The 26,283-nt window shown below is 66.9% G+C and carries 28 protein-coding genes; 12 read left to right on the top strand and 16 right to left on the bottom strand.

The features are described from left to right. Positions 1-127 precede the first annotated feature (127 nt). Positions 128-727 (top strand): hypothetical protein, encoded by a 600-nt coding sequence (locus tag LFT49_RS01840; RefSeq protein ID WP_237429575.1) that lies wholly within the window; start codon positions 128-130, stop codon positions 725-727. A 52-nt stretch (positions 728-779) separates the two neighbouring features. Here the strand turns inward: LFT49_RS01840 and LFT49_RS01835 are convergent, their stop codons facing one another. Beyond that, positions 780-1,364, bottom strand: a complete 585-nt coding sequence (locus LFT49_RS01835; protein ID WP_237429574.1) for a histidine phosphatase family protein — start codon at positions 1,362-1,364, stop codon at positions 780-782. A 66-nt stretch (positions 1,365-1,430) separates the two neighbouring features. Further along, entirely contained in the window at positions 1,431-2,318 is an 888-nt protein-coding gene (locus LFT49_RS01830) for an HAD family hydrolase (protein ID WP_237429573.1), read from the bottom strand. Positions 2,319-2,594: 276 nt separating this feature from the next. Here LFT49_RS01830 and LFT49_RS01825 point away from each other — a divergent pair, with 276 nt between their 5' ends. Continuing rightward, positions 2,595-3,590 carry a hypothetical protein gene (locus LFT49_RS01825; protein WP_237429572.1) on the top strand — a complete coding sequence of 332 codons (996 nt, stop codon included), beginning with the start codon at positions 2,595-2,597 and terminating at the stop codon, positions 3,588-3,590. Between the two features lie 86 nt (positions 3,591-3,676). On the opposite strand, the gene serS is transcribed toward LFT49_RS01825, so the two are convergent. Beyond that, on the bottom strand, positions 3,677-4,957 hold the full coding sequence (serS, locus tag LFT49_RS01820) for a serine--tRNA ligase (RefSeq protein WP_237429571.1): 1,281 nt from the start codon (positions 4,955-4,957) through the stop codon (positions 3,677-3,679). An 88-nt stretch (positions 4,958-5,045) separates the two neighbouring features. Here serS and LFT49_RS01815 point away from each other — a divergent pair, with 88 nt between their 5' ends. Further along, positions 5,046-6,125, top strand: coding sequence for a diacylglycerol/lipid kinase family protein (locus LFT49_RS01815; RefSeq protein ID WP_237429570.1), 1,080 nt, complete (start codon positions 5,046-5,048; stop codon positions 6,123-6,125). 58 nt (positions 6,126-6,183) lie between these two features. On the opposite strand, the gene LFT49_RS01810 is transcribed toward LFT49_RS01815, so the two are convergent. From LFT49_RS01810 to LFT49_RS01800, 3 genes are all read right to left on the bottom strand, one after another. Then, positions 6,184-6,408: a hypothetical protein gene (locus LFT49_RS01810; RefSeq protein WP_236800554.1), complete on the bottom strand. Its 225-nt coding sequence runs from the start codon at positions 6,406-6,408 to the stop codon at positions 6,184-6,186. A 94-nt stretch (positions 6,409-6,502) separates the two neighbouring features. Continuing rightward, complete coding sequence (gene pheA, locus LFT49_RS01805; protein WP_237429569.1) at positions 6,503-7,483, bottom strand: prephenate dehydratase; 981 nt, start codon at positions 7,481-7,483, stop codon at positions 6,503-6,505. Further along, positions 7,483-7,809, bottom strand: a complete 327-nt coding sequence (locus LFT49_RS01800; protein WP_142131663.1) for a rhodanese-like domain-containing protein — start codon at positions 7,807-7,809, stop codon at positions 7,483-7,485. Before LFT49_RS01800 ends, pheA begins: the two co-directional genes overlap by 1 nt. Positions 7,810-8,019: 210 nt before the next feature. On the opposite strand from LFT49_RS01800, the gene LFT49_RS01795 reads away from it, so the two are divergent. The 5 genes from LFT49_RS01795 to LFT49_RS01775 all read left to right on the top strand — a co-directional run bounded on the left by LFT49_RS01795 (position 8,020) and on the right by LFT49_RS01775 (position 11,418). After that, positions 8,020-9,426 carry an amidase gene (locus LFT49_RS01795; protein WP_237429568.1) on the top strand — a complete coding sequence of 469 codons (1,407 nt, stop codon included), beginning with the start codon at positions 8,020-8,022 and terminating at the stop codon, positions 9,424-9,426. A 144-nt stretch (positions 9,427-9,570) separates the two neighbouring features. Next, complete coding sequence (locus LFT49_RS01790; RefSeq protein WP_236821025.1) at positions 9,571-9,798, top strand: hypothetical protein; 228 nt, start codon at positions 9,571-9,573, stop codon at positions 9,796-9,798. 79 nt (positions 9,799-9,877) lie between these two features. Beyond that, on the top strand, positions 9,878-10,096 hold the full coding sequence (locus LFT49_RS01785) for a hypothetical protein (protein ID WP_237429567.1): 219 nt from the start codon (positions 9,878-9,880) through the stop codon (positions 10,094-10,096). Between the two features lie 212 nt (positions 10,097-10,308). Continuing rightward, a complete protein-coding gene (locus tag LFT49_RS01780; RefSeq protein ID WP_237429566.1) occupies positions 10,309-10,785 on the top strand; it encodes a LapA family protein in 477 nt (158 codons plus the stop codon). Between the two features lie 66 nt (positions 10,786-10,851). Then, positions 10,852-11,418, top strand: a complete 567-nt coding sequence (locus LFT49_RS01775; RefSeq protein ID WP_237429565.1) for a dihydrofolate reductase family protein — start codon at positions 10,852-10,854, stop codon at positions 11,416-11,418. Between the two features lie 73 nt (positions 11,419-11,491). On the opposite strand, the gene LFT49_RS01770 is transcribed toward LFT49_RS01775, so the two are convergent. From LFT49_RS01770 to LFT49_RS01760, 3 genes are read right to left on the bottom strand one after another with little or no spacing between them, the layout of a single operon-like run. Further along, a complete protein-coding gene (locus tag LFT49_RS01770) occupies positions 11,492-13,009 on the bottom strand; it encodes an acetyl-CoA carboxylase carboxyltransferase subunit alpha/beta (RefSeq protein WP_237429564.1) in 1,518 nt (505 codons plus the stop codon). A gap of 1 nt (position 13,010) precedes the next feature. Beyond that, positions 13,011-14,234, bottom strand: coding sequence for a CaiB/BaiF CoA transferase family protein (locus tag LFT49_RS01765; protein WP_237429563.1), 1,224 nt, complete (start codon positions 14,232-14,234; stop codon positions 13,011-13,013). A gap of 49 nt (positions 14,235-14,283) precedes the next feature. Further along, entirely contained in the window at positions 14,284-15,654 is a 1,371-nt protein-coding gene (locus tag LFT49_RS01760) for an SLC13 family permease (RefSeq protein WP_236800545.1), read from the bottom strand. Between the two features lie 134 nt (positions 15,655-15,788). Here LFT49_RS01760 and LFT49_RS01755 point away from each other — a divergent pair, with 134 nt between their 5' ends. Next, positions 15,789-16,487, top strand: a complete 699-nt coding sequence (locus tag LFT49_RS01755) for a FadR/GntR family transcriptional regulator (protein ID WP_236800544.1) — start codon at positions 15,789-15,791, stop codon at positions 16,485-16,487. A gap of 35 nt (positions 16,488-16,522) precedes the next feature. Here the strand turns inward: LFT49_RS01755 and LFT49_RS01750 are convergent, their stop codons facing one another. Further along, the gene (locus LFT49_RS01750) at positions 16,523-16,999 is read right to left on the bottom strand and encodes a DUF4190 domain-containing protein (RefSeq protein WP_236800543.1); all 477 of its coding nucleotides are present in this window, start codon (positions 16,997-16,999) and stop codon (positions 16,523-16,525) included. A gap of 34 nt (positions 17,000-17,033) precedes the next feature. After that, positions 17,034-17,606 (bottom strand): LysE/ArgO family amino acid transporter, encoded by a 573-nt coding sequence (locus LFT49_RS01745; RefSeq protein WP_237429562.1) that lies wholly within the window; start codon positions 17,604-17,606, stop codon positions 17,034-17,036. A 94-nt stretch (positions 17,607-17,700) separates the two neighbouring features. Here LFT49_RS01745 and LFT49_RS01740 point away from each other — a divergent pair, with 94 nt between their 5' ends. Continuing rightward, a complete protein-coding gene (locus LFT49_RS01740; protein WP_237429561.1) occupies positions 17,701-18,627 on the top strand; it encodes a LysR family transcriptional regulator ArgP in 927 nt (308 codons plus the stop codon). Here the strand turns inward: LFT49_RS01740 and LFT49_RS01735 are convergent. Next, positions 18,587-19,552: a nuclease-related domain-containing protein gene (locus LFT49_RS01735; RefSeq protein WP_237429560.1), complete on the bottom strand. Its 966-nt coding sequence runs from the start codon at positions 19,550-19,552 to the stop codon at positions 18,587-18,589. The genes LFT49_RS01740 and LFT49_RS01735 overlap by 41 nt on opposite strands. Before the next feature lie 239 nt (positions 19,553-19,791). Here LFT49_RS01735 and pgm point away from each other — a divergent pair, with 239 nt between their 5' ends. Then, positions 19,792-21,456 carry a phosphoglucomutase (alpha-D-glucose-1,6-bisphosphate-dependent) gene (pgm, locus tag LFT49_RS01730; protein WP_237429559.1) on the top strand — a complete coding sequence of 555 codons (1,665 nt, stop codon included), beginning with the start codon at positions 19,792-19,794 and terminating at the stop codon, positions 21,454-21,456. On the opposite strand, the gene LFT49_RS01725 is transcribed toward pgm, so the two are convergent. Both LFT49_RS01725 and LFT49_RS01720 read right to left on the bottom strand, forming a co-directional pair. Continuing rightward, positions 21,453-21,995 carry a 2'-5' RNA ligase family protein gene (locus LFT49_RS01725; protein WP_237430448.1) on the bottom strand — a complete coding sequence of 181 codons (543 nt, stop codon included), beginning with the start codon at positions 21,993-21,995 and terminating at the stop codon, positions 21,453-21,455. The genes pgm and LFT49_RS01725 overlap by 4 nt on opposite strands. Positions 21,996-22,168: 173 nt before the next feature. Continuing rightward, positions 22,169-22,774, bottom strand: coding sequence for a malonic semialdehyde reductase (locus tag LFT49_RS01720; protein WP_237429558.1), 606 nt, complete (start codon positions 22,772-22,774; stop codon positions 22,169-22,171). A gap of 200 nt (positions 22,775-22,974) precedes the next feature. On the opposite strand from LFT49_RS01720, the gene LFT49_RS01715 reads away from it, so the two are divergent. Further along, a complete protein-coding gene (locus LFT49_RS01715; protein ID WP_237429557.1) occupies positions 22,975-24,327 on the top strand; it encodes a uracil-xanthine permease family protein in 1,353 nt (450 codons plus the stop codon). Between the two features lie 36 nt (positions 24,328-24,363). Here the strand turns inward: LFT49_RS01715 and LFT49_RS01710 are convergent, their stop codons facing one another. After that, positions 24,364-25,272 (bottom strand): SGNH/GDSL hydrolase family protein, encoded by a 909-nt coding sequence (locus LFT49_RS01710; protein WP_237429556.1) that lies wholly within the window; start codon positions 25,270-25,272, stop codon positions 24,364-24,366. Then, complete coding sequence (locus LFT49_RS01705) at positions 25,269-26,153, bottom strand: GAF domain-containing protein (RefSeq protein ID WP_237429555.1); 885 nt, start codon at positions 26,151-26,153, stop codon at positions 25,269-25,271. The genes LFT49_RS01710 and LFT49_RS01705 overlap by 4 nt, the downstream gene beginning before the upstream one ends. Positions 26,154-26,283 lie beyond the last annotated feature (130 nt).

Genomic DNA, 26,283 nt, shown 5'->3' with positions numbered 1-26,283 from the left:
GGTTTTGGCTGGGGCCCGCATCGAACGTGATGCGGGCCCCTCGTCATTTCCGCCAGTGCCCGGCGAGGCGCCTGCGCGCGAAACAGGCCGTTTCGCAGTTCCTACTTCCGGGTAGTGTGGACCCAGAATGTTCACCCTCACCATCAACCAGACGGACAGCCGGCGCGACGGCGACCAGGTTCCGCAGCTGCTCAAGGCACTGCGGCACATCCCCGCGCGCCTGGATTTTGACAGGTCCGTCGAGGACGAGGTCCAGGGGATTGTCGACTGCCCGCACCAGGCGGTGGACGCCGCCCTGATCGCGCTCCGCAGCGGGCATTGGTACGTGGGCATCGGGGCCGGGCCGGTGGATGAACCGCTGCCCAACCAGATCAAGGACGCATCCGGCCACGGCCTGGTCTACGCCCGCCGGGCGGTGGACCGGCTCCGCAACAGCAAGGAGCGGGTACCGGTTGCGGTGGAGGGACCGTTGGCCGGTGTTGCCCACGACGCCGAAGCCATCCTCCGGCTGCTGGGCCACATCGTGCGGGACCGCTCCGGGGCGGAATGGCGGGTACTGGACCTGCTGACACCTGGAGTCCGCGGCCAGCAGAAAGCGGTGGCGCAGGAACTGGGCATCACCACGCAGGCCGTCAGCAAGGCCGTCGCGCGGGCCCAGTGGAATGAGGAACATGCCGCCCGGCCCGCGGCTGCCCGGTTGCTGGCGCTGATCCTGGCGGTGGGCTGACCGCCCGGGCCGGGGGCAGCCGTCGCAATCTGTTTTTGGGGCCCTTGGACCCTTAGCCGCCGGTTGCCGCCATCACGGGCTCGCCGTTGAAGTACTCCAGCTTCCACCCGTCGATCGCGTGGTGGTGCGCCAGGTTCAGTACGGCGTTGTCCACGCTGGCCAGGGTCTGGCCGATGGCGCGGCTGAGGGTGACACGCAGCAGGGTTCCGTGGGTGACCACCAGGAGCCGCTGCCCGCGGAACTCGTCCGCCAGGGCTTCAAGTGCGGCGATTCCGCGGTCTGCGGCCTCGTCTTCGCTTTCGGCGCCCTTGAACCCGCCGGGCACGCGCAGCGCCTCCAGCTCCGGGCCGGCCTGCATCCCTTCGGCGGGGCCGAAGCTGCGCTCGGTGAGTTCCGGGACGCGGCGGGACACCGTCAGCCCTAGCCCTTCGGCGATGAGGTCCGCGGTTTCGGCGGCGCGGCTCAACGGCGAGGAAACGATGGCGTCCCACTCGTACGGGGCAAGGACGGCGACGGCCTCACGTGCCTGGCCACGTCCCACGTCGTTGAGGGGGATGTCGGTTGCCCCCTGCAGCCGGCGCTCGGCATTCCAGTCGGTCTGGCCATGGCGTACGAGGGCAAACGTCGTAAGGGTCATGCCCCTATTCTGCCTTGGCTCCAGCCCGGGACCGGAATCGCGGCAGCGGCCTCGTCGCCGGGCGACTCAGAGGAGGCTTCGCAGCACGTGGGCGGCGCCGTCGTCGTGCACTGAGTGGGTGACCTCATCCGCTGCGGCCACCACCTCCGCCGGGGCCTGACCCATGGCCACCCCGCGGCCGGCCCAGGTGAGCATCTCGATGTCGTTCCGGCCATCACCCACGGCAACGGTGAGGTGCTCTTCGAAGCCGAGCCGGACCCGGAGGTTTTCCAGGGCGCTGGCCTTGGTCACGCCTGCGGCCGCGATGTCCAGCCACGCGGTCCAGCCCACGGAGTAGGTAACTCCCGCGAGGCCCACGTGGTTGATGGCCTCGGTGAATTCCTCGGGGGTGTTCTCGGTGCTGAACACCACTACGCGGACGGCGGTGGACTCCAGCATGGTGTGGAAGTCCACGCCTACGGCCTCGACGCCGAAGCTGGCGTCCTGGAATCGCTCGGTGGACAGGAAGTTGCCGTCGGCGTCCTCCAGCGCATACTTGGCGGACGGGAGGCGTTCGCGCAGGGCGCGCAGGGCCGGGGCCGGATCAAAGGTGGCCTTGTGGATCACCTCGTAGCCATTCTCCAGTTCGGGGTGGAGCCGGAGAGTCACGCCGCCATTGCAGCAAACCGCATATCCGCGCTCGATCCCGATCTTTTCGATAATGGGAAGCGTGGCATTCAAGGAGCGGCCCGTGGCGATCATCACCTGGTGCCCGGCGGCCACCACTGCCTGGGCGGCCTCCCGGACACCCGGGGACATGTGGCCGTCGTGGTTCACCAGTGTGCCGTCCACGTCCAGCGCGACCATGAACTTCTGGTCGATAGCGGTGAACTCGATGTTGTTCAGGGCGTTGTTTTCGTTGTTCTCTCGCCGGTCATCGTTGCCGGCGACTGAGGTTTCAGTCAGCGTTGTCATCCACATAGTGAACCAGACGTAACTGACACGCGCTAGGACGGGGACCACAGGTTCACTGAACTGTTGGTTAACTCGGCGGGTTTCCACATGCGTGCGGCTGCGTGCGGCCACTCGCGGAAGCGCCGTCATCTGCGGTACGCACCCGCCCGCGGACACCACACCCCCGAACGCGCCGGTGCAACATCCATCAGCCGGTGCGAATATGAGCTGCCTGGTTGTCCACATGCACCAACCGGCCCCTTCAACGGCCACTCATTGGCCGGTGACGATAAGGGCATGCACCTGATCTCCGCGCAGGACCTCCGCCGCACCACGGGGGACACCCGTTCACTCAGTAGACGCTACGCGCAGGGTGAACTTGTCCGTGTCCGCAAAGGTGTTTATGCCGAGAAACGTGCATGGGTGTCATTGCCGCCATGGGAAAGATACGTCCAGACCGTCCGCGCGGTAGATCTGGAGCTCCCGCAATCGACATTCTGCCTGCACACGGCCGCTGTCATATGGGACCTGGAACTTCTCGCCGTGCCTGCGTACATCCACCTCTCCGGGGCAACCAGAGGCCACACGGGCCGCAGGAAACCAACAACGTCCGCGGCACGTGACAGCTCCGGACAAACAGGAATCGAACACATCACCGCCTACGGCATCCACCGGCATTTCGCGAACGCAGCAGCAGTCCAACGAGGAGGGCTGCTGGTAACCCCTCTTGCGGAAACAGTCATTGGCGTCATTGCGACGGAGGACTTCGCGGCAGGAGTGGTGTTGGCGGATCATGCGATCAGCAGTCGGCGAGTATCCGGGCCCCCACTTGGCAAGGACGAACTGTTGAGAACGGCCTTCACGCTCGAATCAGCGGCCCGTCGGAACTGGGTGGCACAGGTGCTCGACTTCGCATCGCCGCAGTCAGAGTCGGCTGGTGAATCGCTCAGCCGCGCCCAGATGCATCTGCTCGGCTTTCCGGCCCCCATGCTCCAGGCAAAGTTCCTGCAGGAAGGTTCACTGCTCGCCCGGACCGACTTCTTCTGGCCCAAGTACCGGCTCATTGGCGAGTTCGACGGCGACGCCAAATACCTCAATGATGAATATCTGGGCACTCAAACAGCCCGCCAGGCCGTGCTGGCGGAAAAGAAACGCGAGGACAGGCTTCGGGCGGCAGGTTTCCGGGTTGTCAGGTGGGACTGGGCAACGGCGTCGAACCCTGTCCGCTTTGCAGCATGCCTCCGGCAGGCAGGGCTGCCTAGCAGCCGGAGCAGACAACCGGGCACGCGCTAACGGACAGTGCACCCCCGAACTCGGCGGTGCACTGTCCGTTCAAGGGTGCACCGCCAAGTTGCGGGTGCGCCGCGAAGAAGAGACCCCTACAGGACCGGCAGCACCTCGAGGCCGCCCAGGTACTTCTGGAGTGCCTTGGGCACGTTGACCGAACCGTCCGCGTTCTGGTGGTGCTCCAGCAGGGCCACGATCCAGCGGGTGGTGGCCAGGGTGCCGTTCAGGGTGGCCACGGCGCGGGTGCCCTTGGAGACGCCCTCCGCATTGACAATGCGTTCGCGGATGTTCAGGCGGCGTGCCTGGAACGTGGTGCAGTTGGAGGTGGAGGTCAGCTCGCGGTACGCGCCCTGGGTGGGAACCCACGCTTCGCAGTCAAACTTTCGGGCGGCGGACATGCCCAGGTCGCCGGCCGCGGTGTCAATCACCCGGTAGGGCAGCTCGCACTTGGCCAGCATCTCCTCTTCCCAGGCAAGGAGCCTCTGGTGTTCGGCGGCAGCTTCCTCAACGGTGGTGTAGATGAACATCTCCACCTTGTTGAACTGGTGCACGCGGATGATTCCCCGGGTGTCCTTGCCGTGCGACCCGGCCTCGCGGCGGTAGCAGGAGCTCTGGCCTGCGTAGCGGATGGGGCCAGCGGAGAAGTCGAGGATCTCGTCCGCGTGGTACCCGGCAAGGGCCACCTCTGAGGTGCCCACAAGGTAAAGGTCGTCTTCGGCGAGACGGTAGATCTCTGCGTCGTGCTTTACGTCGAAGCCCGTGCCCTGCATTGTTTCCGGACGCACCAGGGTGGGCGTGATCATCGGGACGAAGCCGGCCTCGATGGCCTGGTCCATGGCCATCTGCAGCAGCGCCATCTCCAGCCGCGCTCCAACGCCCTTGAGGAAGTAGAAGCGGGCGCCGGAAACCTTGGCGCCGCGTTCCATGTCGATCGCGCCAAGCAGCTCGCCGATCTCCAGGTGGTCGCGCGGTTCGAAGTCAGGGAATTCGCGCGGCGTGCCGACGGTCTTGACCACCACGTAGTCGTCCTCGCCGCCCTCGGGAACGCCGTCCTCAACGAGGTTGGGGATGGTGCGCAGCAGTTCTTCCTGCTTGGACTGGGCGGCATCGGCCTCGGCGGAGGCGGCCTTGACGGAGTTGGCCAGCTCCTTGACCTCGGCCAGCAGGGCCTGCTTCTCCTCGCCCTTGGCCTTGGCCACCTTCTTGCCGAACACGTTCTGCTCGGCGCGGAGGTTCTCGAAGCGGAGCAGGGCCTCGCGGCGGGCGGAATTCGCGGAGATGATCGCGTCCACCACTGATTCGTCCGCGCCACGGGCACGCTGGCTGGCACGGTACTTGTCCGGGTTTTCGCTGAGGTCTTTTACGTCGATCACCAGACAAGGGTATCCAATTCACTGCACGACGGCGGGCGGCCGGCTCCGTGCCCCCTCCCGCCGCGCGCCGGGCTACTGTTGAAACACCATGAGCGACTGGATTCTCTACCTGCTGATTGCGGTGGCGCTTGCCTTCGCCACCTCCAGCTGGTGGGGGGTGCGGCGCCTCAAGGCCCTGCACGTTCGCAGTACCGTGGCCGGCGAAGCTTATGACTCCGGACTGGCGCAGCAGCGCGTGGCAGTAGTCCTGAACCCCATCAAGGCCAGAGCTGGCGAAGCCCGGGAAATGATTCACAGGGCCTGCCTTGCCGCCGGGTGGGACGAGCCCGTCTTCTTCGAAACGACGGCGGAGGACCCCGGATTCTCCCAGATGCAGGCGGCACTGGCAGGAAAGCCCGACGTCGTCCTGGTGGGCGGCGGGGACGGCACGGTACGCGTGGTGGCTGAGGCCCTCGCACGCACCAACGTTGCCATGGGCCTGATTCCGCTGGGCACCGGCAACCTGTTGGCCCGCAACGTGGACCTGGACGTGAACGACCTCCACGGCAACGTCCAGACAGCGCTTTTCGGCCGCCAGCGCTATATCGACACTGCCCGCATGGCCATTGAGAACTCGCGGACCGCGCATTACTCCGAGCACGTGTTCCTGGTCATCGCAGGCATCGGCATGGATGCGGAGGTCCTGGCCGACACCAACGCAGGACTGAAGAAGGCGGTGGGCTGGCTGGCCTACACGGAGGCCGGCGTGCGCCATCTCCCTGGTCGGCGGAAGAAGGTATCCATCGCCCTGGACGGGAGCCCCGAGCAGATCCGGAACATCCGCAGCGTGCTGTTCGCCAACTGCGGCCTGGTACCGGGCGGCATCGATTTCATCCCGCAGGCCATGATCGACGACGGCATGCTGGATGTAGTGGTGATGAGCCCGCGCAGCGCCATTGGCTGGCTCCTGATGTACGTGAAAATCATGTTCAAGCACAGCGGAAAGCTGCCCGTCATGACCGTGTACCGGTCAACCAGGGTGGTCATCAAGTGCCCCGAGCCCATGCCCACACAGCTCGACGGCGACACATCAGGGGAAGCGACACAGCTTACGGTTCAGGTGGAGCCCCGGTCGCTCCTGATCCGGGTGAAAGGCCAGGTACAGGCCACCGGGGCAACCGCGCGGTAATAAGGGGTAAAAGCGGGGCCGGCTGGAATGCCGGCATTACGCAGCGCCGGGATCCAGCTCAGGCCCCGGACTCCTTCTCCGCGTCAGCGGCCTGCTTGGCAGCGGCATGGGCTTCTTTGGCAGCGGCGTGGGCTTCGGATTGCTCGCGGATCATGGCCTGCTCCTCCTCGAAGCGCAGGCGGTCGGCGCGGTCCGCGTCGTCCCCGTCCCAATCCTGGTTGTCCGCCGTCGGCTTGGGGTTGACGATCATCCCCTGGCCGTCGTTGTCATTGCTGCTGGTCATGACCCGCTCCCTTCATCAGGGGCCATACCCCATGTGGATCAAGCAAGCATACGCATTGTCCACAGCCCGCGGAAGTACCTCCAGAGGCATTCGCCTACGCTGTGCGCGAAGCCTCGGAACCGCTTTCACCTGCGACGGATTCCGCGGCAAGTATGGATTGGACCCAGGTGTGCGCCGCCGAGAAGGCTGCATCGGAGGTGTGCGCCGCCACCGGCGTGGCCTGCCCGTCAGCCCTGGGGTACGAGCCCAGGAAGCGGGTTCCCGGGCTGATGCGGTGCAGCCCGGCGAGCGCATCCGCCACCCTCGCTTCGCAGGCATGGCCGTCCGCGTCAATGCTGAAGAAGTAGTGGCCCAGGTACTGCCCGGTGGGCCGGGATTCAATCCGGCTGAGGTTGACGCCCCGGCTGGCGAACTGGTCCAGGATCTCCATCAAAGCGCCCGGACGGTCCTCCGGAAGCGGGACCACAACGGTCGTCTTGTCTGCTCCGGTAGGCGCCGGCAGTGCACCGGGCCGGCTGACCAGGATGAAGCGCGTCACGGCACCGGGGTTGTCGCCGATGTCCTCTCCCAGCACGGACAGCTCCGGGTGCTCCCGGGCAACGAGCGGGGCGCAGATTGCGGCGTCGTAGGTGCAGTCCCGCTCCAGCAGTCCGAGTGCCGCTGCAGCTGTTGATGAGCCGGGCACATATTCCGCTTCAGGTATATGCTTCTCCACCCACAACCGGCACTGGGCCCAGGCATGGCCGTGGGTGGACACCCGCCGCACGTCTTCCACTCCTACTCCGGGCCGGGACACCAGGACAAAGCTGATGGGAACCAGGACCTCGCGGATGATGCGCAGTTCCTGGCCGGAGGCGATCGCGTCCAGGGTGGCAGTGACTCCGCCCTCCACCGAGTTCTCGATGGGGACCATGGCGCCGTCCGCTGACCCGTCGCGCACCCTGTCAAGGGCGGCATTGACGTTGGAGGCCGGGACCCTGACGGCCTGGAGTGCATCAGCCACCTGCAGGAGGGCCGCCTCGGTGAAGGTGCCCTCCGGTCCCAGGAAGGAGTAGGTTCGGGGACTGCCGGGCACTAAAGGACCAGCGGCTTAAGTCCGTTGTCCGAGACCAGGGGCTTGCCGGATTCCAGCCACTGGTCCATGCCGCCGGAGACGTTGATGGCGGTGTAACCCTGGCCGGTAAGCCATTGGGCAACGCGGAAGGACCGCCCGCCCGTGCGGCAAATGACATAGAGGTCCTCATCCGGGTCGAGTTCGCCGAGCCGGGCCGGGATCTGGTCCATGGGGATGTGGAGTGCGCCGTCGGCGTGACCGGCAACCCACTCGTAGTCCTCCCGGACATCCAGGATCACTGCGTCAGCGGGGACGTCGTGGACGGGGACGGTATCGAAATCGCTCATCGGAGTCCTGTCTTGGCGGATCAGAGTTCGCTTTAAGCCTAGCCCTTCCGCCCCTTGCCGCCTTGAAGAAGCCGGAAAAGCCGCGGGTTAGGCTGGAGGAACCCAAGGAGGTTTCCATGTCCCGACACATCGCCACCCTCACCGGGGCACTGGCACTCCCCGGCCGCAACATGGACCCGGCGGCCGGACGCCGAACGGTGGCGCGACTGCATGGCTGAACTCCACGAACTCCCGGCCCTGGACCTGCGGGATCTCCTGCGGAGCGGAACGGTGTCCGCGGTGGAGGCAGCCGAGCATTTTCTGGCACGGATTGAGCAGCAGAACCCTCTCCTGGGCGCCTTCATCACCGTGACTGCGGACCAGGCCCTGGAGGAGGCCCATGCGGCGGACGTCAGGCACTCGCGGACAGTCGCCGCGGACCTGCCCACGCTGCACGGCATGCCGCTTGCCTTCAAGGACCTTACCGACGTCGCGGGCGTGGTGACCACGCACGGCAGCGCCGCACTGGAGCACAAACCTGCCCCCGTCGACAGCCCGCTGGTGGCACTCTTTAGGGATGCCGGCGTGACCGTCCTGGGCAAAACGCAGGTGCCAGAATTTGGACTGACCGCGTACAGCGAAAACCGCATCGCACCGCCGTCGCGCAATCCCCGAGCACCCAGCCGGAGCTCGGGAGGCTCCTCCGGCGGCAGCGCCGCTGCGGTGGCGGCAGGGCTGCTGCCTTTCGCCCCGGGGACCGACGGCGGCGGGTCAGTCAGGATTCCGGCGGCCGCGTGCGGCCTGGTGGGGTTGAAGCCGGGACGGGGCCTCGTAACGGCCGGGGAAAGCGCGGGCGACCCCGCCCGGCTGGTGGTGCCCGGTCCCCTCGCCCGGAGTTCAGGGGACACGGCACTGATGATGGACGTCCTGGCCCCGGGGCACGCCTACCTCCAGGCGCTGCAGCAGGAGCCACCGCGGCTAAGGATTGGTGTCACGCTGGACAGCCCGTGGTCGAGCACTTTCCCCTTCACCCTGGAGCAGGAGGCCCTGGACGCGCTGCGCGCAGGCGTTGCCCTCCTGGAGCAGGCCGGCCATGCTCTTGGTGATGCCGACATCCGCTACGACAACCGCTATCCAGATGCCTTCACCACGGCCTGGACCGCGGGGGTGGGTGCCGCCAGGATCAGCCCCACGCGGGAGGCGCTGCTGGCACCCCTCACCAGGACCTTCCGGCGGCGGGCCCAGCAGCGCAGCCCGGCCAGGCTCGCCGAGGCGCTGGCCTTCCTGCGGCAGTTCCAGCACGACACCCTGGCACAGTACGGGCAGTGGGACCTGATGCTGACGCCCACGCTGGCACAGACTCCGCGGCCGGTGGGCTGGTTCACCGGGACGGCCCATGGAAGCGACCGCTGGCCGGCCGCCGAGTGGCCCGGGGATGCCGACGGGGACTACCGGAAACAGTGCGAATACGCGCCATGGTCCTCCATGGTGAACGTGTGCGGACTGCCGGCCATCACCCTTCCCGTGCACTGGACGGGAGGAACCGCCGGCAGCGGGCTTCCCATGGGCATCCAACTGGTGGCGCCTATGGGGTCGGAAACCCTCCTCCTGCAGGTGGCGCGTCAGCTGGGCTTCTAGGAAAGCCGGCCTGTTAGGCGGCCCCCCCCGAGGCTGTTGACCTGGATCTAACGCCGCCTTAACCCGCTGGTAACCGTGGCCGCGCAAACTGGAAATGCACGTTTCTGCACCTGCATCCGTCCTCCCCGACCAGGAGTTGCCACCATGAACGCTGAACAGGCTGCGGCGAGCGCCGGGCCCACCGAGACAGTCGACGACGAACGGCCGGACCTGAGCAACGCCAACGTCAGGGAGGACGTGGCTTTGGCCGGCAGGTGCGGACTGGTCCACCTGCCCACGGGCCGGACCTGCCTCCTCCCCCTCCGCCATCAAGGGCCCTGCGAGTTCCACCGCCCGCAGGAGGCGGAGGACGTGGTGTCCAGCGGCGACTGACAGCTTCCTGCGCTGCTCTCTCGACTCCCACGCCCGGCAGGAGGACGATTAAAGGGCAGTCACCATAAGGAGGTTTGTGATGTGCTACGCATCGAGCAAGGACTTCGGGTGGGGCGCAAAGAAGGAAGCCACGCGCCGGCCTGAAGCGGAACCGGAAACCCCTGCGGAACCTCCGGAGGAGCCGGTCAAGGCACAGAATTTCACGTTCTGGGCCTTCCCCAACTGGCGCAGGACCACTGCGCCGCGCACCCCCTCCGCCGACGGGGACAAGACCCAACGGAGCAGGGAAAGGGTCTGACGTCCGGGCACCTGCCCGCGCAAAAGTCAGGAATCAACGGAGGGGTCCTCATGGAGGGCCCCTCCGCGGTCTTCCCTGCAGCCTGCCCCAAATGCAGCAGCTTACGGCCGCAACTCACGGCGCCGCCGGCCCGGCCGGTCGTTGTGCTGTCCCAGCAGTGCGTCTATGGTTGAACAATAAGCATGCTTAGCATTCTGGGAAAGGGGATGAGCATGAGCGCAGGACAATACACTCCGGGGCCCGACCGTCGGCCGGAAACGGACACCGACATGACGCCGTCGAACGCAGCACCCTCAAACATGACGCCGTCGAACACAGCCCAGCCGTCAGCAGACCGCGCAACCTACGGCAACGCGCCATCCTACTCAGCGGGTGAGCCGGGAACACCTGCCGCCGGAACCACCCCAAGGGCCGGCGGCGCTCCGGAACGCAAAGTCACGCGCACCGGTGTCATCTGGGCGGCCGTGGTAGCAGCCCTGGTGCTGCTGATCCTGCTGATCATCTTCATCCTCCAGAACCAGGAGCTGGTACTGGTGAAGTTCCTGGGCTTCGAAGGATCCGTCCCGTTGGGCATGGCACTGTTCATCGCCGCCGTGACTGGCGCCGTCCTGGTGGCCGTGGCAGGCGGCGCCCGGATCCTGCAGCTGCGCAGGAACGCCCACCGGTCCAGGGTCCAGCAGCGCAGGTAGGGGCACGGCCAATACAGAAAGACGCCCGGCAAGGAAAGGCTGCTGGCGATGGGCAGGATTGTGGTGATGAACCACGTGACGCTCGACGGCGTCATGCAGGGTCCCGGCCGGCCGGATGAGGATACGCGGGGCGGATTCAGCGACGGCGGCTGGGCGGTTCCCTACGCCGACCAGGCCACGGTGCAGAAGATGGGCGAACGGATGGGTCCGGACCATGCCTTCCTGTTCGGGCGGCGTACCTACGGGCAGCTCCTCGCGTCATGGAACGCCCAGGGCGGCCCCTTCAAGGAGGCCCTGAACAACACGCCGAAGTACGTCGCTACCAGGGATCCGGCAACCAGGCTGGAGTGGCCGAACTCCATGCTCCTGCACGGTGACGTTCCCGCGGCCGTGCAGGAACTCCGGGAAAGCTTCGCCTCCAACCTCGTCATCATGGGCAGCGGAGTGCTGATCCGCGCACTCATGGCCGCTGGCCAGATTGACGAATACCTGCTGATGATCCACCCGGTCGTCCTGGGCAACGGGCAACAGCTTTTCGCGGGCGGCACCAAAACCCCGCTGCGGCTCATCGAAGCCGACCATACAAGCACCGGCGTCCTCATGGCTCTGTACACCCCGGACAAGCCTGATTAGGAACGCCGGCCGGATCAGGCGGCCAGAGCGTGAGGCACCGGGACACCCCGGCGCCCCTCGGCGGAACCGAGCGTCAGCGGGAGCCCAGGCTGGCGAACTTGCGGGCCCGGGCCGCCACCAGCTCAGGCACAGGAACACCGGCCACGGAAGCCAGCTCGTACTCAATGGCCCTGGCCATCCGGCTGCAGAACTCGCGTGGTTCCACAGAAGCATCGCCGCGCTCATCCACGATGTGGTCCACCAGGCCGTTGGCATACAGTGCCGTGACGTTCACACCCTGTGCCTGCGCCATGTCCGGGGCGAACGCGGTGGTCCGGTGCACGATGGCACTGGCACCCTCCGGGGGCAGCGGCGAAAGCCAGCTGTGCTGCGCCGCGATGGTCCGGTCGGCCGGGAGCAGCGCAAGGGCGCCGCCCCCTGCGCCCTGGCCCAGCAGCACGGAGACCGACGGTGATTCCAGCCCGATCAGTTCGTGCAGCGAGCGCGCAATCTCACCCGCAAGCCCGCCTTCCTCCGCCTCCTGCGACAGGGCTGCGCCCGCGGTGTCGATGACCGTGAGCAGGGGCAGGCGCAACTCCTCCGCCAGCTTCATCCCCCGGCGCGCTTCCCGCAGCGAACCTGGCCCCATGCCGGCCGCGTCCTTCCGCAGCGGACGCGCATGCCCCAGCACGATGCATGGCTGGCTGCCAAAGCGCGCCAGGGCCAACAGCAGACCCGGGTCCTTCTCGCCCTGCCCGGTCCCGTTCAGGGGCAGCGCGTCGGTGGCACCGAACTTCAACAACTGGCGGAGGTCGGGCCGCCGCTGCCGCCGCGAGATCTCGATGGACGTCCAGGCATCAACGGTCGAGGGGCGGACGTTGAGGGTCTCGGGCGGAGCGGGAACCCCTGCAGCGGCACCTTCCTTCATGGCCAGGATGTCCAGCGCCCGGCCCACCAGGTCGGCCAGGTCGCCTGGTTCCACGACGCCGTCGATCAAACCCTTCTGGAAGAGGTTCTCCGCCACCTGTACGTTCTCAGGGAACGGTTCGCCGTACAGCGCCTCGTACACCCGCGGGCCCAGGAATCCCAGCAGCGCCCCGGGCTCGGCCACGTTGATGTGCCCCAGCGATCCCCAGGATGCCATGACGCCGCCGGTGGTGGGGTGTCGCAGATAGACAAGGTACGGAAGCCCGGCCTGGCGGTGCGCCCGGACGGCACCGGTGATCTTGACCATCGACAGGAACGCAAGCGTCCCTTCCTGCATCCGCGTCCCCCCGGACGCGGGGCCGGCCAGCAGCGGCAGGCCCTCCGCAGTGGCACGTTCGACGGCGGCAACGATCCTTTGCGCCGCCGCGTGGCCTATCGACCCGGCCAGGAAGGAGAATTCGCTGACGATCAGCGCCACCCGGCGGCCCCGGATGAAACCGGCACCGGTGATGACCGACTCGTCCGCGCCGCTGCGTTCGCGGGCCCTGGCCAGGTCGCGGGCGTACTCAGAGGACAGGACCGGCTGTTCCGGCTCCGTATCCCATGAGATGAATGAACCCGGGTCCACCACCGCATCCAGCAGTTCGGTCGCTTTCAAGTGCCGCACCTTCTCCGCCGTCGCCATGCTATTCGGCCCCGGGAGCCGTGCCGTTGCCGGCCGCAGAAGCGAGGCCCAGCCACTCCCGGATCGCCGGCCCGTCCTCGTTGAGCAGCGGCGGGGCATCATGGTGCTTCCCGGTGGTTTCGGCGGCGTCGCCGGGGGCGAAGAACCGCAGCGGCGGGCCGGGCAGGCTGACTTTGCCGAGCAGGGGATGCTCCACATCCACCACCAGCCCCTGGGACGCCACCTGCTCCCAGGCGTACACCTCGTCCAGTGAGCGGACCTTCCCGGCCGGGATCCCGGCGTCGTTCAGTTTTTGCAGCAACTCCTCCGCGCCGAACGCCGCAAAGGCCCGTTCGACGGCGGCAATCACCTCTGCGCGGTTCCGCACCCTTTCGGCATTGCTGGCAAAGCCCGGGGCGGCCGGGTCCAGGCCAAAGGCCGCAGCGAACGACTGCCACAGCTTCTCGCTGCCGACGCTGATCTGCACGCTGCCGTCCTTGCACTTGAACAGGCCGTAGGGGGCGATGGACGGGTGATGGTTGCCCTGGGCCTGCGGAACTTCGCCGGCGACGGTGGTCCTGGTGCCCTGGAAGGCATGGACCCCGATCAGCGATGCCAGCAGCGACGTGCGCACCACCTTGCCCTGGCCTGTTCGGTTCCGCTCCACCAGGGCGGCCAGCACGCCGGCAACCCCGTTCATCCCGGAGAGCAGGTCGGCAATGGGAACCCCCACCCGCTGGGGATCGTCCGGGCCCGACCCGGTGAGGGACATCAGGCCGGCTTCACCCTGCAGGATCTGGTCATAGCCGCTGCGCTGGGATTCGGGCCCGTCATGGCCAAAGCCGGTGATGGACAGGATCACCAGGCGCGGGTTGATCTCGTGCATGGCGCCGGTTGAGAAGCCCAGCCGGTCCATGACGCCCGGCCGGAAGTTCTCGATCACCACGTCTGCCCGTTCCAGCAGGCCGCGGAGCACTGCCTTGCCGTCGTCGCTTTTCAGGTCAAGGGTGATGGATTCCTTGTTGCGGTTGCAGGACATGAAGTAGGTGGATTGCAGGTCGTCCTCGGGGCCCACGAAGGGCGGGCCCCAGCCCCGGGTGTCATCCCCCGTGCCCGGGTTTTCCACCTTGATGACACGGGCGCCGAGGTCCGCCAGCATCATGCCGGCGTGCGGTCCGGCCAGTGCCCGGCTGAGGTCGACGACGGTGTGCCCGGCCAGGGGGCCTTGGCGGTTCTCGGTGCTCATGTTCTGGTTTCCTCTCTAAAAAACAGGCTGGGTTGGGGTGCGGTTGCCGTTAGAGCCAGCCGGGGACCACCAATGCCAGCCATGCCAGGACGGGTCCGGCCACGATGACGATCCCGCTGTAGCCGAGGATCCGCTTGTAGAACTGGTCCTTGTCCACGCCCTCGGGGGCGTTGGCGAGCACCAGGGCGCCGTTGGTGGAGAACGGCGAGACGTCCACGATGGTGGCGGAGACGGCGAGCGCGCAGATAACGCCCACGGCGCCGATTTCGCCGGTGGAAAGGAACGGGACGGCCAACGGGATGAGGGCCGCAAGGATGGCAGTGGAGGACGCAAAGGCGGACACCACGGCGCCGATGAAGCAAATGATGAGGGCTGCAAGGAGCGGCATTCCCATGTCGGCCACGCCGCTGGACACGAACTTGATGGTGCCGGCTTCCTCCAGCACTCCAACGAACGTCAGCATGCCGCAGATCAGCAGCACTGTGGACCAGCTGATCTTGTTGATGGCGCCCTTCTGCGCTGCGGGTGACACCAGGGCCAGCACAATGGCGATGGTGATGGACACAAAGCCGACGTCCATCTTGAAACCGAGGGCCACGACCGCCAGCACAATCAGGCCGGCAATGGTGACCAGCTGCGGGATCCGGTCCTTGCGCTCCTTGGTGGCAGCGATACCGTCGCCGGCGGGGTCCCGGGGGCCGTACATGCCGGAGCCGAAGCCCTTGAACGGGACGTCGCCGCCGGCGGCCTTGGCACCGACGCTGACGGACATGCGGGCCTCGGCCGCCTGCTCCACAAAGTGGCCCACCCTGGAGGACAGGAGGTTCTTGCCGCCCAGGACCACGAAGAGCACCATTGCGATGACCAGGTTGAAAATGAGGCTCGAGAGGAACAGTGCGGTGGGGCTGAAGGCGAGATCGGTCTTGGCAAGGATGCCGTTGACCGTAACGCCGTAGACCGCGATGGGCGAGAAGCCCCCGGCCTGGGCGCCGTGGATCACCATCATGCCCATCAGCAGCGGGCTGATCTTGTACTTGCCGGCAAAGCTCAGGGCGATGGGAGCGATGATGGCGACGGCGGCGGGAGACAGTGCGCCCACGGCGGTAATGACGGCGGTGATGGCGAACATGACCCAGGGAATGAGGGCCACGCGGCTGCCTACCAGCTTGACCGCGCCGCGGACCAGCAGGTCGATGGTGCCGTTGTTCTGCGCGATGGCGAACAGGTACGTGACGCCGACGATGGTCAGGAAGAGGCCACCGGGGAAGTTGGCCAGGATCTCGTTGGTGGACATGCCCAGCACCAGGGCGCCGAGCAGGAACGCGCCGACGAAGGCAAGCGCCCCCATATTCAGGGGCAGGACGGTGGCGAGCAGGAACATCGCCGCCAGGATGATGATCGATAAGACAGGAGCGGACATCGTTGGTTCTCCATTGGGGGTGCGAGGAGTGTGACGTGAGTTACTGGCTCACTGGACTAGCCTCTTAGACAGTGAGTCTATCTGTCAATAGACGAAGCAGGTATCCTGATCCGGTACGTCCGAGGGAGGGCTTTGTGGAGAAGACAGCACGGCTGGGCCTGGAGCGGGTCTCGCGGCCGCGGCTTTACGAACAGTTGGTGGAGCAGATCCTTGCGTACATTGAGTCCGCCCAGCTGAAGCCCGGCGACCTCCTCCCGGCGGAACGGGACCTCGCGGAGCGGCTTGGGGTTTCCCGCGCCACGCTGGCCCAGGCCCTGGTGGCCCTGGAAGTACTGGGCGTGATCGATGTGCAGCATGGCACCGGCGCCGTCCTGGCCCGGCGGCCCAGCGTCGCCTCGGTGGTCAAGGGCCTGCGCGAGCACCAGAGCCGGCTGCCGGAAATCGTGGAAGCCCGCAGCACCCTGGAAGTCAAGCTTGCCGCCCTCGCGGCGGAACGCCGGACCGACGCAGACCTGGCCGCCATCGACAACGCCCTGGACGTCATGTCGAAGGAAATCGACGACGGCGACCGCGGCGCCCAGGGCGACGAACTGTTCCACCAAGCCGTCACCGCCGCAGCCCACTCCTCGGTGCTCGCGCAGCTGATGGCCTTCATCGCCGAGATGATCCTGGAAACCCGGATGGAGTCGCTGGGCCAGCCCGGACGCCCCGAGCAATCCCTCGCCTCGCACCGCAAGATCACCGACGCAATCCGCGCGCAAGACGCGGATGCCGCCGCGAAGGCCATGCTGGCGCACATCGAGCTGGTCTCGGACGTGGAACTGCTCCGCTAGGTCAGCCAAGGGCGTAGGCCCGCGGGAACCTGCTGCTAGAAGGTGCCGGTGTTCGACCCTGTGGTGGCGGCGACGGCCAGGCCAATGATGAACAGCAGCCAGATGGCGCCGTAGCCCAGCAGGCAGAGGTAGCCCAGCACCAGGCCGGTGATGGACATTCCCTTGCCCGAGGGTTCGCGGCGCAGGGCCAGGTGGCCGGTGATGATGGCGGCGAACTGGGGCAGCAGCAGCCAGCCCATGATCACCGACGCGATGCCGCAGACCATGCTGGCGATGCTCAGGGTCTTCGGTTCCACCGCCCTGCCGTAGTACGGCTGGCCAAAGTACTGGGGCTGGCCGTACTGGGCGTTGTTGTACTGTCCTTGGCCGTACTGCCCCGGGTTGTACTGGGACTGGCCATACTGCGGCTGCCCGTAGGAAGGCCCCTGGTTCTGCGGCGGCGGCTGGTAGCCGGGCCAGGGCGAAGAACCGCTGCGCTGGTAGTCAGGTCCCTGGGATGGCTGGTTGCTCATGATTTCTCCCCTATGAATCTGGCTACAGCCTACTTCAGTGCAGCGCCAGCCGGATGGCCAGGATTACCATCAGCACGCCGATGGCTCCGTCGATCCATCGCCAGGTGCGGGGACTGCTGAGCACGCCTGCCAGCGCCCTGGCCCCGTACCCCAGGCCAAAGAACCACAGCACGCTCCCGGTGACCGCGCCTGCGGCAAAGATCCAGCGCAGGTCGTGGCCCTGCTGGTTGGCCAGGCTGCCCAGCAGCACCACGGTGTCCAGGTAGACATGGGGGTTGAGGAAGGTCAGGGCGGCGGTGGTGGCAATCACCGAATTCTTCGACCGGGGCGCCTGCCCTGCCAGGGCCGAGGGCTTCATCGCAGCCATGAAGGAGCGCATCGCGAACCACAGCAGGTAGGCGGCCCCGGCCCAGCGCAGGACTTCCAGCGCCGCCGGGAAGTGGGTGACGATCGCACCGATCCCCGCCGTCCCGCCGACAATCAGCACGGCGTCCCCCGCCATGCACACGGCCACCACCGCACCGATGTGCTCCCTGCGGATGCCTTGGCGCAGCACGAAGGCGTTCTGCGCGCCGATGGCCACGATCAGTGCGAGGCCTGTCAGCATTCCGGTTATTCCTGCGGTCCACATAAGGACGAAGGTAGGATCTAGGCGAAGTTCAGGCAAATAAAGGATCTTGGGGAATCATTAGGATGTCTTTATGAACCTGGAACACCTGAAAGCCCTCGTGGCGGTTGTCGACGAGGGAACGTTCGAGGCAGCCGCGGACCTGCTTCGAATCACCCCTTCCGCCGTGAGCCAGCGGATCAAGGCCCTAGAAGCCTCGGTGGGCCAGGTCCTGGTACGCCGCCGGCTGCCCTGCACCGCCACCGACGCCGGTGCGCTGCTGCTGCGGATGGCCCGCCAAGTGCAGGTACTGGAGGCGGAGACAGCGGCAGCGCTTGGTTCAGGAATGAACGCGCGGGCCCACCTGCCGGTGGCCATCAATGCGGATTCACTGGCCACCTGGTTTGTCCCCGTCCTGCATCAGGCCGCGCAATGGGAGGACACCACCCTCGATCTCCACGTGGAGGACCAGGGCTTCAGCAGCCAGTTGCTGCGCGAGGGGGACGTCATGGGGGCTGTGACCTCGGATCCTGTTCCCGTGAGCGGCTGCCGGGTGGACCTGCTGGGCTCCATGCGGTACATCCCGGTGGCTGCCCCGGGGCTGCGGCGGCGCTTTTCCGCATCCGGGCGCTTGGATTGGGCCGCAATGCCGGTCCTGAAATTCAACACGAAGGACACCCTGCAGCAGCAGCTGCTCGCCGCAAAAAAAGTGCTGCAGCTTCCGCCCACGCACCTGGTGCCTTCCTCCCAGGGATTCCTCGCCGCGGTCACAGCCGGGCTGGGTTGGGGCATGATCCCGGAACTCCAGCTCACCGATGAGCTGGCCGACGGCGTCCTGGTCCGGTTGGATGACACCGCCTACCAGGACGTGGCGCTTTACTGGCAGGCCTGGACGCTCGATTCGGAACGGCTCAACCGGGTCACCGCCGCAGTGCGCAGCGCCGCCAAAGACCAGCTGCGGCCGGGTGAATCGGGGGAAGCTACCGGCCCAAGTAGGGCAGGATATAGACGGCAAAAATGACGAAGGCCGCCAGGAGGGCGAGCTTTCCTCCACTGGTAACGCCCTGCTGCTGCGCTTTGCCGTTCCGGCCGTGGCGGATTGGTCGCCCCGGCGTTCCCGCCTGGTGTCCCGGGACTGCCTGCCGGTCTCCCGTGGACTTTCTTGCCGGCGTTCCTTTTGCCGCTCCCTTCGCAGGCAGGGCACGGCCGGCGGGGTGCCTCGACACACTTCGAGTCCGGTCCGCATCCTCGTCTGAACTGGACTTTCGCTGCGGGCCGGCCGAGGGGCCGGCGGGGGGAAGTGCTCCTGCCGGCCGCACCACGGTTCCCGGGCGCACGTTCCGAAGGGCAGTGATGCCGGGCTCCTGCTCATGGGTGAGCTGTTGGCCCAGTTGGGCGTACAGCCCCACAACTGCCTGCTGGTCGAGCACTGCCGGGAGCGCCTCGATGGCCGCCACTACCCGCTGGAAACCGGCCACGGCAACGTCCGAGTCGGTCACCCCGAACACGTCCGGCTGCGCGGCCATGCAGATGAGCGGACGCACCAGCCTGCGGTGCGGCGGAGACAGCACGGAAGCAACGGCAGCGCACTGGGCCAGCGCACCTTCCACCGCCTGGGTACGGGCATAGCGGTCCTGCCACAGCACACCCGATGCCACCCGGACTTCACCGGTCCAGTTCTTGGAATCGATCACCACTACCCCGCCGGGACCCACAAGGACGTGGTCAAGGTTGGCCTTGGGGCGGCCCGGCCAGTGGACGTCGTGCAGCACGTACCAGCCGCGCGGGACCAACTCGCTGAGCTTGTCGGCCACCACCCGCTCCCCCACGGCCCCGGCATCCCACGACTTTGTCGCGCACTCGGCCTGGTCGAGCCGGCGCTTCAGGCGGGCAACGCGCTCGGCCGCCAGCCTGGACTGCTCCGCTGCCCCGTCTCCTGCCCCCATTGGACGTCCCCGTTTCCTTGCCGATGGGATGACGCCGGCGCCCCGCCGTCGTCCGTTCCTTCCGGTTTTCTTCCTGGAATTTTTTCGAAGTTAGCAGGACGGGAAAGCGCGGGTATATAGGTACTTTCCGGGCCGTGTACTCAGATGGACTACTTGGGTGTGGGCGTCATGGCGTGTCACAGGGTCCGGATTTTGGGCGGGTCGTTTTGACTCCTGCCAGGTTCTGGCATGCTGGAGCCATGGCTAGCCGCGCGGGCACAGTTGCCCAACCCCAGGACCTTGTTGACATCACTGCGCTCCTTGACGCGTATTACGACATCGCACCGGACCTTGGTGATCCCGGGCAGCGCGTGGTGTTCGGAACATCCGGGCACCGGGGGTCCAGCCTCAAGGCCTCCTTCAACGAGCAGCACATCGTGGCCATCACCCAGGCGATTGTCGAATACCGGGCAGCGCAGGGCGTCACCGGCCCGCTGTTCCTGGCCAAGGACACGCACGCGCTGAGCGAGCCGGCACAGAACTCGGCCCTGGAGGTGCTGGCAGCCAATGGAGTCCAGGTCCTGGTCGACGCCCGCCACGGCTACACCCCCACCCCGGCGCTGAGCCATGCCATCCTCACGTACAACCGCAAGGCGGCACAGGGTGCACCGCAGGCTGACGGCATTGTGGTCACGCCCAGCCACAACCCACCGGCCGACGGCGGCTTCAAGTACAACCCTCCGCACGGCGGCCCCGCTGACTCGGACGCCACCGGCTGGATTGCCAACCGCGCCAACGAACTGCTGGAAAACGGACTGCGCGGCGTGAAGCGGATCCCGCTGGCGGAAGCCCAGTCCGCGGACACCACCGGAAAGTTCGACTTCCTGAGCAGCTATGTGGACGACCTTCCGTCCGTCCTGAACCTGGACGCTATCCGCAACGCGGGCGTCCGGATCGGTGCGGATCCCATGGGCGGCGCCTCCGTTGATTACTGGGGTGAGATCGCCGAGCGCCACCACCTGGACCTCACCGTGGTGAACCCCACGGTGGACCCGCAGTGGGCCTTCATGACACTCGACTGGGACGAGAAGATCCGTATGGACTGCTCGTCGCCGTCCGCCATGGCCTCGCTGATCCAGCGCATGTCCGACGCCGCAGCTTCCGGGCAGCCGGCCTTCGACGTGGCCACCGGCAACGACGCCGACGCCGACCGGCACGGCATCGTCACCCCCGACGGCGGCCTGATGAACCCCAACCACTACCTGGCCGTGGCCATCGACTACCTCTACCGCAACCGCAGCGGCTGGAACCCGGCCTCGGTGGTGGGCAAGACCCTGGTGTCCTCCTCGATCATCGACCGCGTGGCCGAGAGCCTGGGCCGGAAGCTTGTTGAAGTTCCGGTGGGCTTCAAGTGGTTTGTCCCCGGCCTGCTGTCCGGCGAAGGCGCATTCGGCGGCGAGGAATCCGCCGGTGCCTCCTTCAACAAGCTGGACGGCAGTGTGTGGACCACGGACAAGGATGGCATCCTGCTGGCCCTGCTGGCCTCCGAGATCACCGCCGTGACCGGCCAGTCCCCGTCCCAGCTCTACAAGGGCCTGACGGACCAGTTCGGCGCCCCGGTCTACGCACGGATTGACGCGGCCGCCACTCGCGAGCAGAAGGCGAAGCTGGGCAAGCTTTCCGCTGCGGATGTCACCGCTACCGCACTTGCCGGCGAGACCATCACGGCCAAGCTCACCGAGGCCCCTGGCAACGGCGCGCCCATCGGCGGCCTGAAGGTGGTCACCGAGAACGCCTGGTTCGCTGCCCGCCCGTCCGGCACCGAGGACGTCTACAAGATCTACGCCGAGTCCTTCAAGGGCGAGGAGCACCTGAAGCAGGTGCAGGCCGAGGCCAAGGCACTGGTGGACAGCGTTATCGCCTAGCTTCCACCTTCCAGGCGCCAGAGGCGGAGGATCCGCCTGATGGTGTGGTCGCCTTCGGGGGCCATGTCCACCAGGGCAATACGGTCAAGCACGACGGCGTCACCCGGGTGGAGTCGCTTGGCCTCAGTTTCTGCGGTGGCCGGGCTGGTGCTGGTTTGGTTCGTGACCGCCTGGTGGGAGACGTGCGGGCGGTAGCCGGTCAGGGTGTGGTGCGGGGTGAGGATCCTGCCGCCCGCATCCGTCACCACCTGCACCAGCCGCTCGTGCAGTTCCTGCAGGGCTGGGTGCGGTTGCACGAGGTTGACGGGGACGGAGCCGTTGCGCCCGAAAGCGGCGTCCTTCCCCACTGTCAGTCCGGCACCGAGCGCTGTGGCGGCGGCAGCGTGGGCCAGCCCGGCGATGCGTTCGGCGATGTCGGCACTGTCCTGGCTGCCGGCGTCGAACCTCACCAGGGTGATGTGCAGCGGCCAGTCAGTCCGCGGGAAAGCCTGGCCCTCAGCCACGGGCTCGACGAAGGCCACAAAGATCAGGTTCCGCATCGCCATACCCCAGTCTCCCACCCGCCCCTCCAACGCCCGCTCACTTTTGGCAACGGATATTCCAACGCCCGCTCACATGTGACGGTAAAACAACGAACGCCCGCTCACCATCGTGAGCGGGCGTTCCCTAAAAGACCGTCAAAAGTGAGCGGGCGATTGTTGGGGGGCAGACGTTAGACGGTGCGGACGGCCTCACCGTAGGAGAACTTCGGCTTTGCCTCGCCCCAGGCCTCTTCACCGGGCTGGCCGATGTTGACCACCAGGAAGCTCTTCTGGTCGCCGGCGGGGAAGAAGGCGGCGTCGATCGCGTCGAAGTCGGCGCCCGTCATGGGGCCGGCGGCGAAGCCGAGGGAGCGGACGGCCAGGATGAAGTAGCCGGCCTGCAGGTGCGCGTTGTTGTTGCCGGTGGCGGCAGCCAGGGCGGGATCGGCGTCGTACATGGCCTTCGGCGCGTTGTAGCCGGGGAGGAAGTTGTCCCATTTGCCGGCCCAGTCGGTGTCATAGCTGAGGATGGCTACCAGCGGTGCGGAGGCCGTCTTGGCCTGGTTGCCGCGGGACAGGGCGTCCACCAGCGTGGCGCGGGCCTCGGGCGAGCGGACGTAGGTGACCCGCAGCGGCTGGGAGTTGAAGGCGGTGGGGCCGAACTTGGTGAGCTCGTAGATGGCCTGTGCCTGCTCCTCGGTCACCTCACCGGTAAAGGAGTTGGCGGTGCGGGCCTGGGCGAAGATGGCGTCCACGGCTGCCGAGTCGATAACCGCTTCGTCATGGGCAATGGTCATTGGCTTACCTTTCGCTGTGCCGCCCGCCTGCCGGGGTGGCCTCTGTTGCTTTCCATGGTTGCAACTTCAAGTGCTTTCCTCCTCTTCCCGTGACGCCGGGTGACCTTGGACACAGCAGGGCTGCGCGAAAAACTTGGCGGTATTCTTGAGCGAGTTGATCTTCGCCCCCTCGCGGCACCCCCTGAAAGGCATCCCTTCCCATGAGCATGCTCGGAATCAAATGGAAGCTGCACGGCACCGGCAAAAACATCAAGCCCGGCCAGGTGGTGGCCCCGGACGAGCGGTTGGCGTGGCCGCTGACCATTGGCGTGGGCATGCAGCACGTGGTGGCCATGTTCGGCGCCACCTTCCTGGTTCCCATCATCACCGGGATGCCGCCGGCCACCACGCTGTTCTTCTCCGGCATCGGCACGCTGCTGTTCCTGGTGATCACCAAGGGCCGGGTGCCCAGCTACCTGGGTTCAAGCTTTGCGTTCATCGCGCCCATCACCGCGTCCCAGGCGCAGTTCGGCATCCCCGGAGCGCTTGGCGGCGTGGTGCTGGCCGGCACCACCCTGGCCCTGGTGGGCGCAGTAGTGCAGAAATTCGGCGCCGGGTGGATCAACCGGCTGATGCCGCCCATCGTCACCGGTGCCATCGTGGCGCTGATCGGCCTGAACCTGGCCCCCGCCGCCAAGCAGAACTTCGACGCTGCCCCCATCACCGCCTTGGTCACGCTGGTCACCATCATCCTGGTCAGCGTCCTGTTCCGCGGGATCCTGGGCCGGCTCAGCATCCTGGTGGGCGTGGTGGTGGGCTACGTCGTGGCCATGCTCCGCGGTGAGGTGAAGTACGACAAGATGGACGCCGCGGCCTGGGTTGGCCTGCCGCACTTCCAGACCCCCGAGTTCCACATCGGTGTCCTGGGTTTGTTCGTCCCGGTGGTCCTGGTGCTGGTGGCGGAGAACATCGGCCACGTAAAGTCGGTTGCGGCCATGACGGGGCAGAACCTCGACGGCGTCTCCGGACGCGCGCTGATGGCTGACGGTGCCGCCACCATGCTGGCAGGCTTCGGCGGCGGCTCCGGCACCACCACCTACGCGGAAAACATCGGCGTCATGGCGGCCACCAAGGTGTATTCGACGGCGGCCTACTGGGTGGCGGGCATGTTCGCCGTCCTGCTCAGCTTTTCGCCGAAGTTCGGCGAACTGATTGCCACCGTCCCGGCAGGCGTGCTGGGCGGCGCGGCCACCATGCTGTACGGCATGATCGGCGTCCTGGGCGTGAAGATCTGGGTGCAGAACAAGGTCAACTTCTCCAACCCCGTCAACCTGACCACCGCGGCCGTGGCCCTGATCATCGGCATCGCCGACTACACGTGGACCATCGGCGACCTGAAGTTCACCGGCATCGCCCTGGGCTCCGCTGCCGCGCTGGTGATCTACCACGGCATGAAGGCGGTGGCGAAGGCACGGGGAACGGCGGCCGAACCCGAAACCGAGCAGGGAGTGCTGCCTCCCGCGGCCAAGGCCGCGATGAAGGCCGCCGCGAAACGCGCACCGAAGAAGCGCTAAGCCACCCTGCCCGTCCGCACGCCAGTCGCGTAGCAGCTAGGCCGCATGTCCTTCCGGTGCCGGGCCGCCCGCCATCCCGGCGTGCAGGCCCGCGACCGGGTGGCCCGGCGGGAACGGACCTGGACGGCCAAGGCCGAACACCGGAACCGGCAGCGGCCGCTTCGCCGCCAAAGAGCCGTCGGACTGGTGCGGGCGCAGCCGCTTCAGCACCCACGGCACGAAATACTGCCGCGCCCACACCAGGTCCTCGGCCCGGGCCTGCGTCCACCCGTGGGCCGGAAGCGGCCGTGGTTGGAGCGGCTTGAGCGCGTGCGCCACGCCCAGGGCGTTGAGGGTGGCCACGGCAACAGAGTGATGGCCCAGCGGGGACAGGTGCAGCCGGTCCGGGTCCCACATCAGCGCGTGCTGGAGCTCGGGCAGGCACCACAGGTCAACCATGATGGCGTGGTGCCTGGCCCCGATCCGGTGCAGGTGCTCGTTGTAGATGGCCACGCGGCCACGGATCTTGCCAAAGACCGGCGTATTCCCCCAGTCGGGCCCGGCGTACAGCAGCACGGTGGCACCCGTGGCGGTCACGACCCCCACGGCCTCGTCGATTTTTTCCGCCAGCTTGTCCGGATCCCCGTGGCGGAACACGATGTCGTTGCCACCGCCGGACATGGCTACCAGGTCGGGTTTGAGTGCCAGGGCCGGCGCCAGTTGCCCGTCCAGGATCTGTTTCAGCAGCATGCCGCGGATGGCCAGGTTGGCATAGGCGAAATCAGGCTGGCCGGCGGCCAGCTCCTCTGCCACCCGGTCTGCCCAGCCCCGCAGGCCGCCCAGGCTCTGCGGTTCGGGGTCGCCAATTCCTTCGGTGTAGGAGTCCCCCAGTGCGACGAACCGGTGCCAGGGGTGCTTGGCCGGTCCTCCCGCAATGGAGCGCAGCTCCTGCTTCGCGATGGTCATGCCGTCCTCCCTTCTGCAGCGGGCGGGGGTTCCTTCCCCGCCGCAGCGTCCTTGCGGGGCGACGACCCGGTTGGAAAGTCACGCCCCGCCGCCGACGGCCGCGGGAGCTCCGACACGCCGTCGTACGTTTCCTGCCGCAGCCCGGAAGGCTGCCCGGCCCCACGGTCCATGCCGCTGGGGGCTACCACATTCAGTGCCGCGTCCCGGAGGTCCAGTTCGTGGTGCAGCGCCTGCGTCTGCAGGAACCGAAGCGCCCCCTCACGGGTGAGCCCGTATTCGTTCATGAGGCTGCGCACCGCAAGGTCCACCAGGACCAGGGAGCTTTGGACGACGGCGAGACCCGCCGTCGTTTCCGCACGCTCAGCCACCCGGACCACAACACGCAGGGCCCGCGCCACCTGCCGCGCGTAGCTTTGGCTGTGCACCAGGTCATCACTGGTGAAGGTGTGCGGTGACGGTGAGTAAAGGTTGATGGCGGCGCTGGTGGCACCCTCGGTGAGGATGGGGACGGAGAGCAGGGACTGCACGCCGTGGACGGCGGCAGCACTGGAATACCCAGGCCAGCGGCGATCCCGGCTCAGATCTGACAGCAGGACGAATTCCCCAGTGCGCACGGCTTCCATCACCGGTCCATCGGCGAAGGAACATTGCTCACGGTCCGCTTCGCGCGCCTGCTCGGTACTGGCCGCGAGGGTGCGGGCCTTGCCCAGGCGAAAGAGGGTGGCCGCCCAGCTGATGCTGCGGCGCTCACCTTTGATACCCGTCATGAAGTCGCGGGTCACTTCCCAGAGGTAGTCTTCAACGTCCTTGCTGTCGAAAACGGGCTCCGTGGTAACTGGAAGCGGTCCCCAGCCAACCTGCCCCGTGGGATCAGCGGCCATGCTCCAGCCCTGCTATCAGCGCTTCGGCCCACTGCAAAACCTCTGATTCAAGAATACGACCCCATTGCACCCCGGTGGGGAATAGCGGGGAAACAAGGGGGATTCGCCCCGGTTACCGATGAGCGGCGCG

It is taken from the genome of Arthrobacter sp. FW306-06-A (genome assembly GCF_021870055.1).
GTDB lineage: Bacteria > Actinomycetota > Actinomycetes > Actinomycetales > Micrococcaceae > Arthrobacter.
The sequence above is the reverse complement of the archived record's forward strand: the minus strand, read 5'-3'. Positions and strand labels throughout refer to the sequence as shown.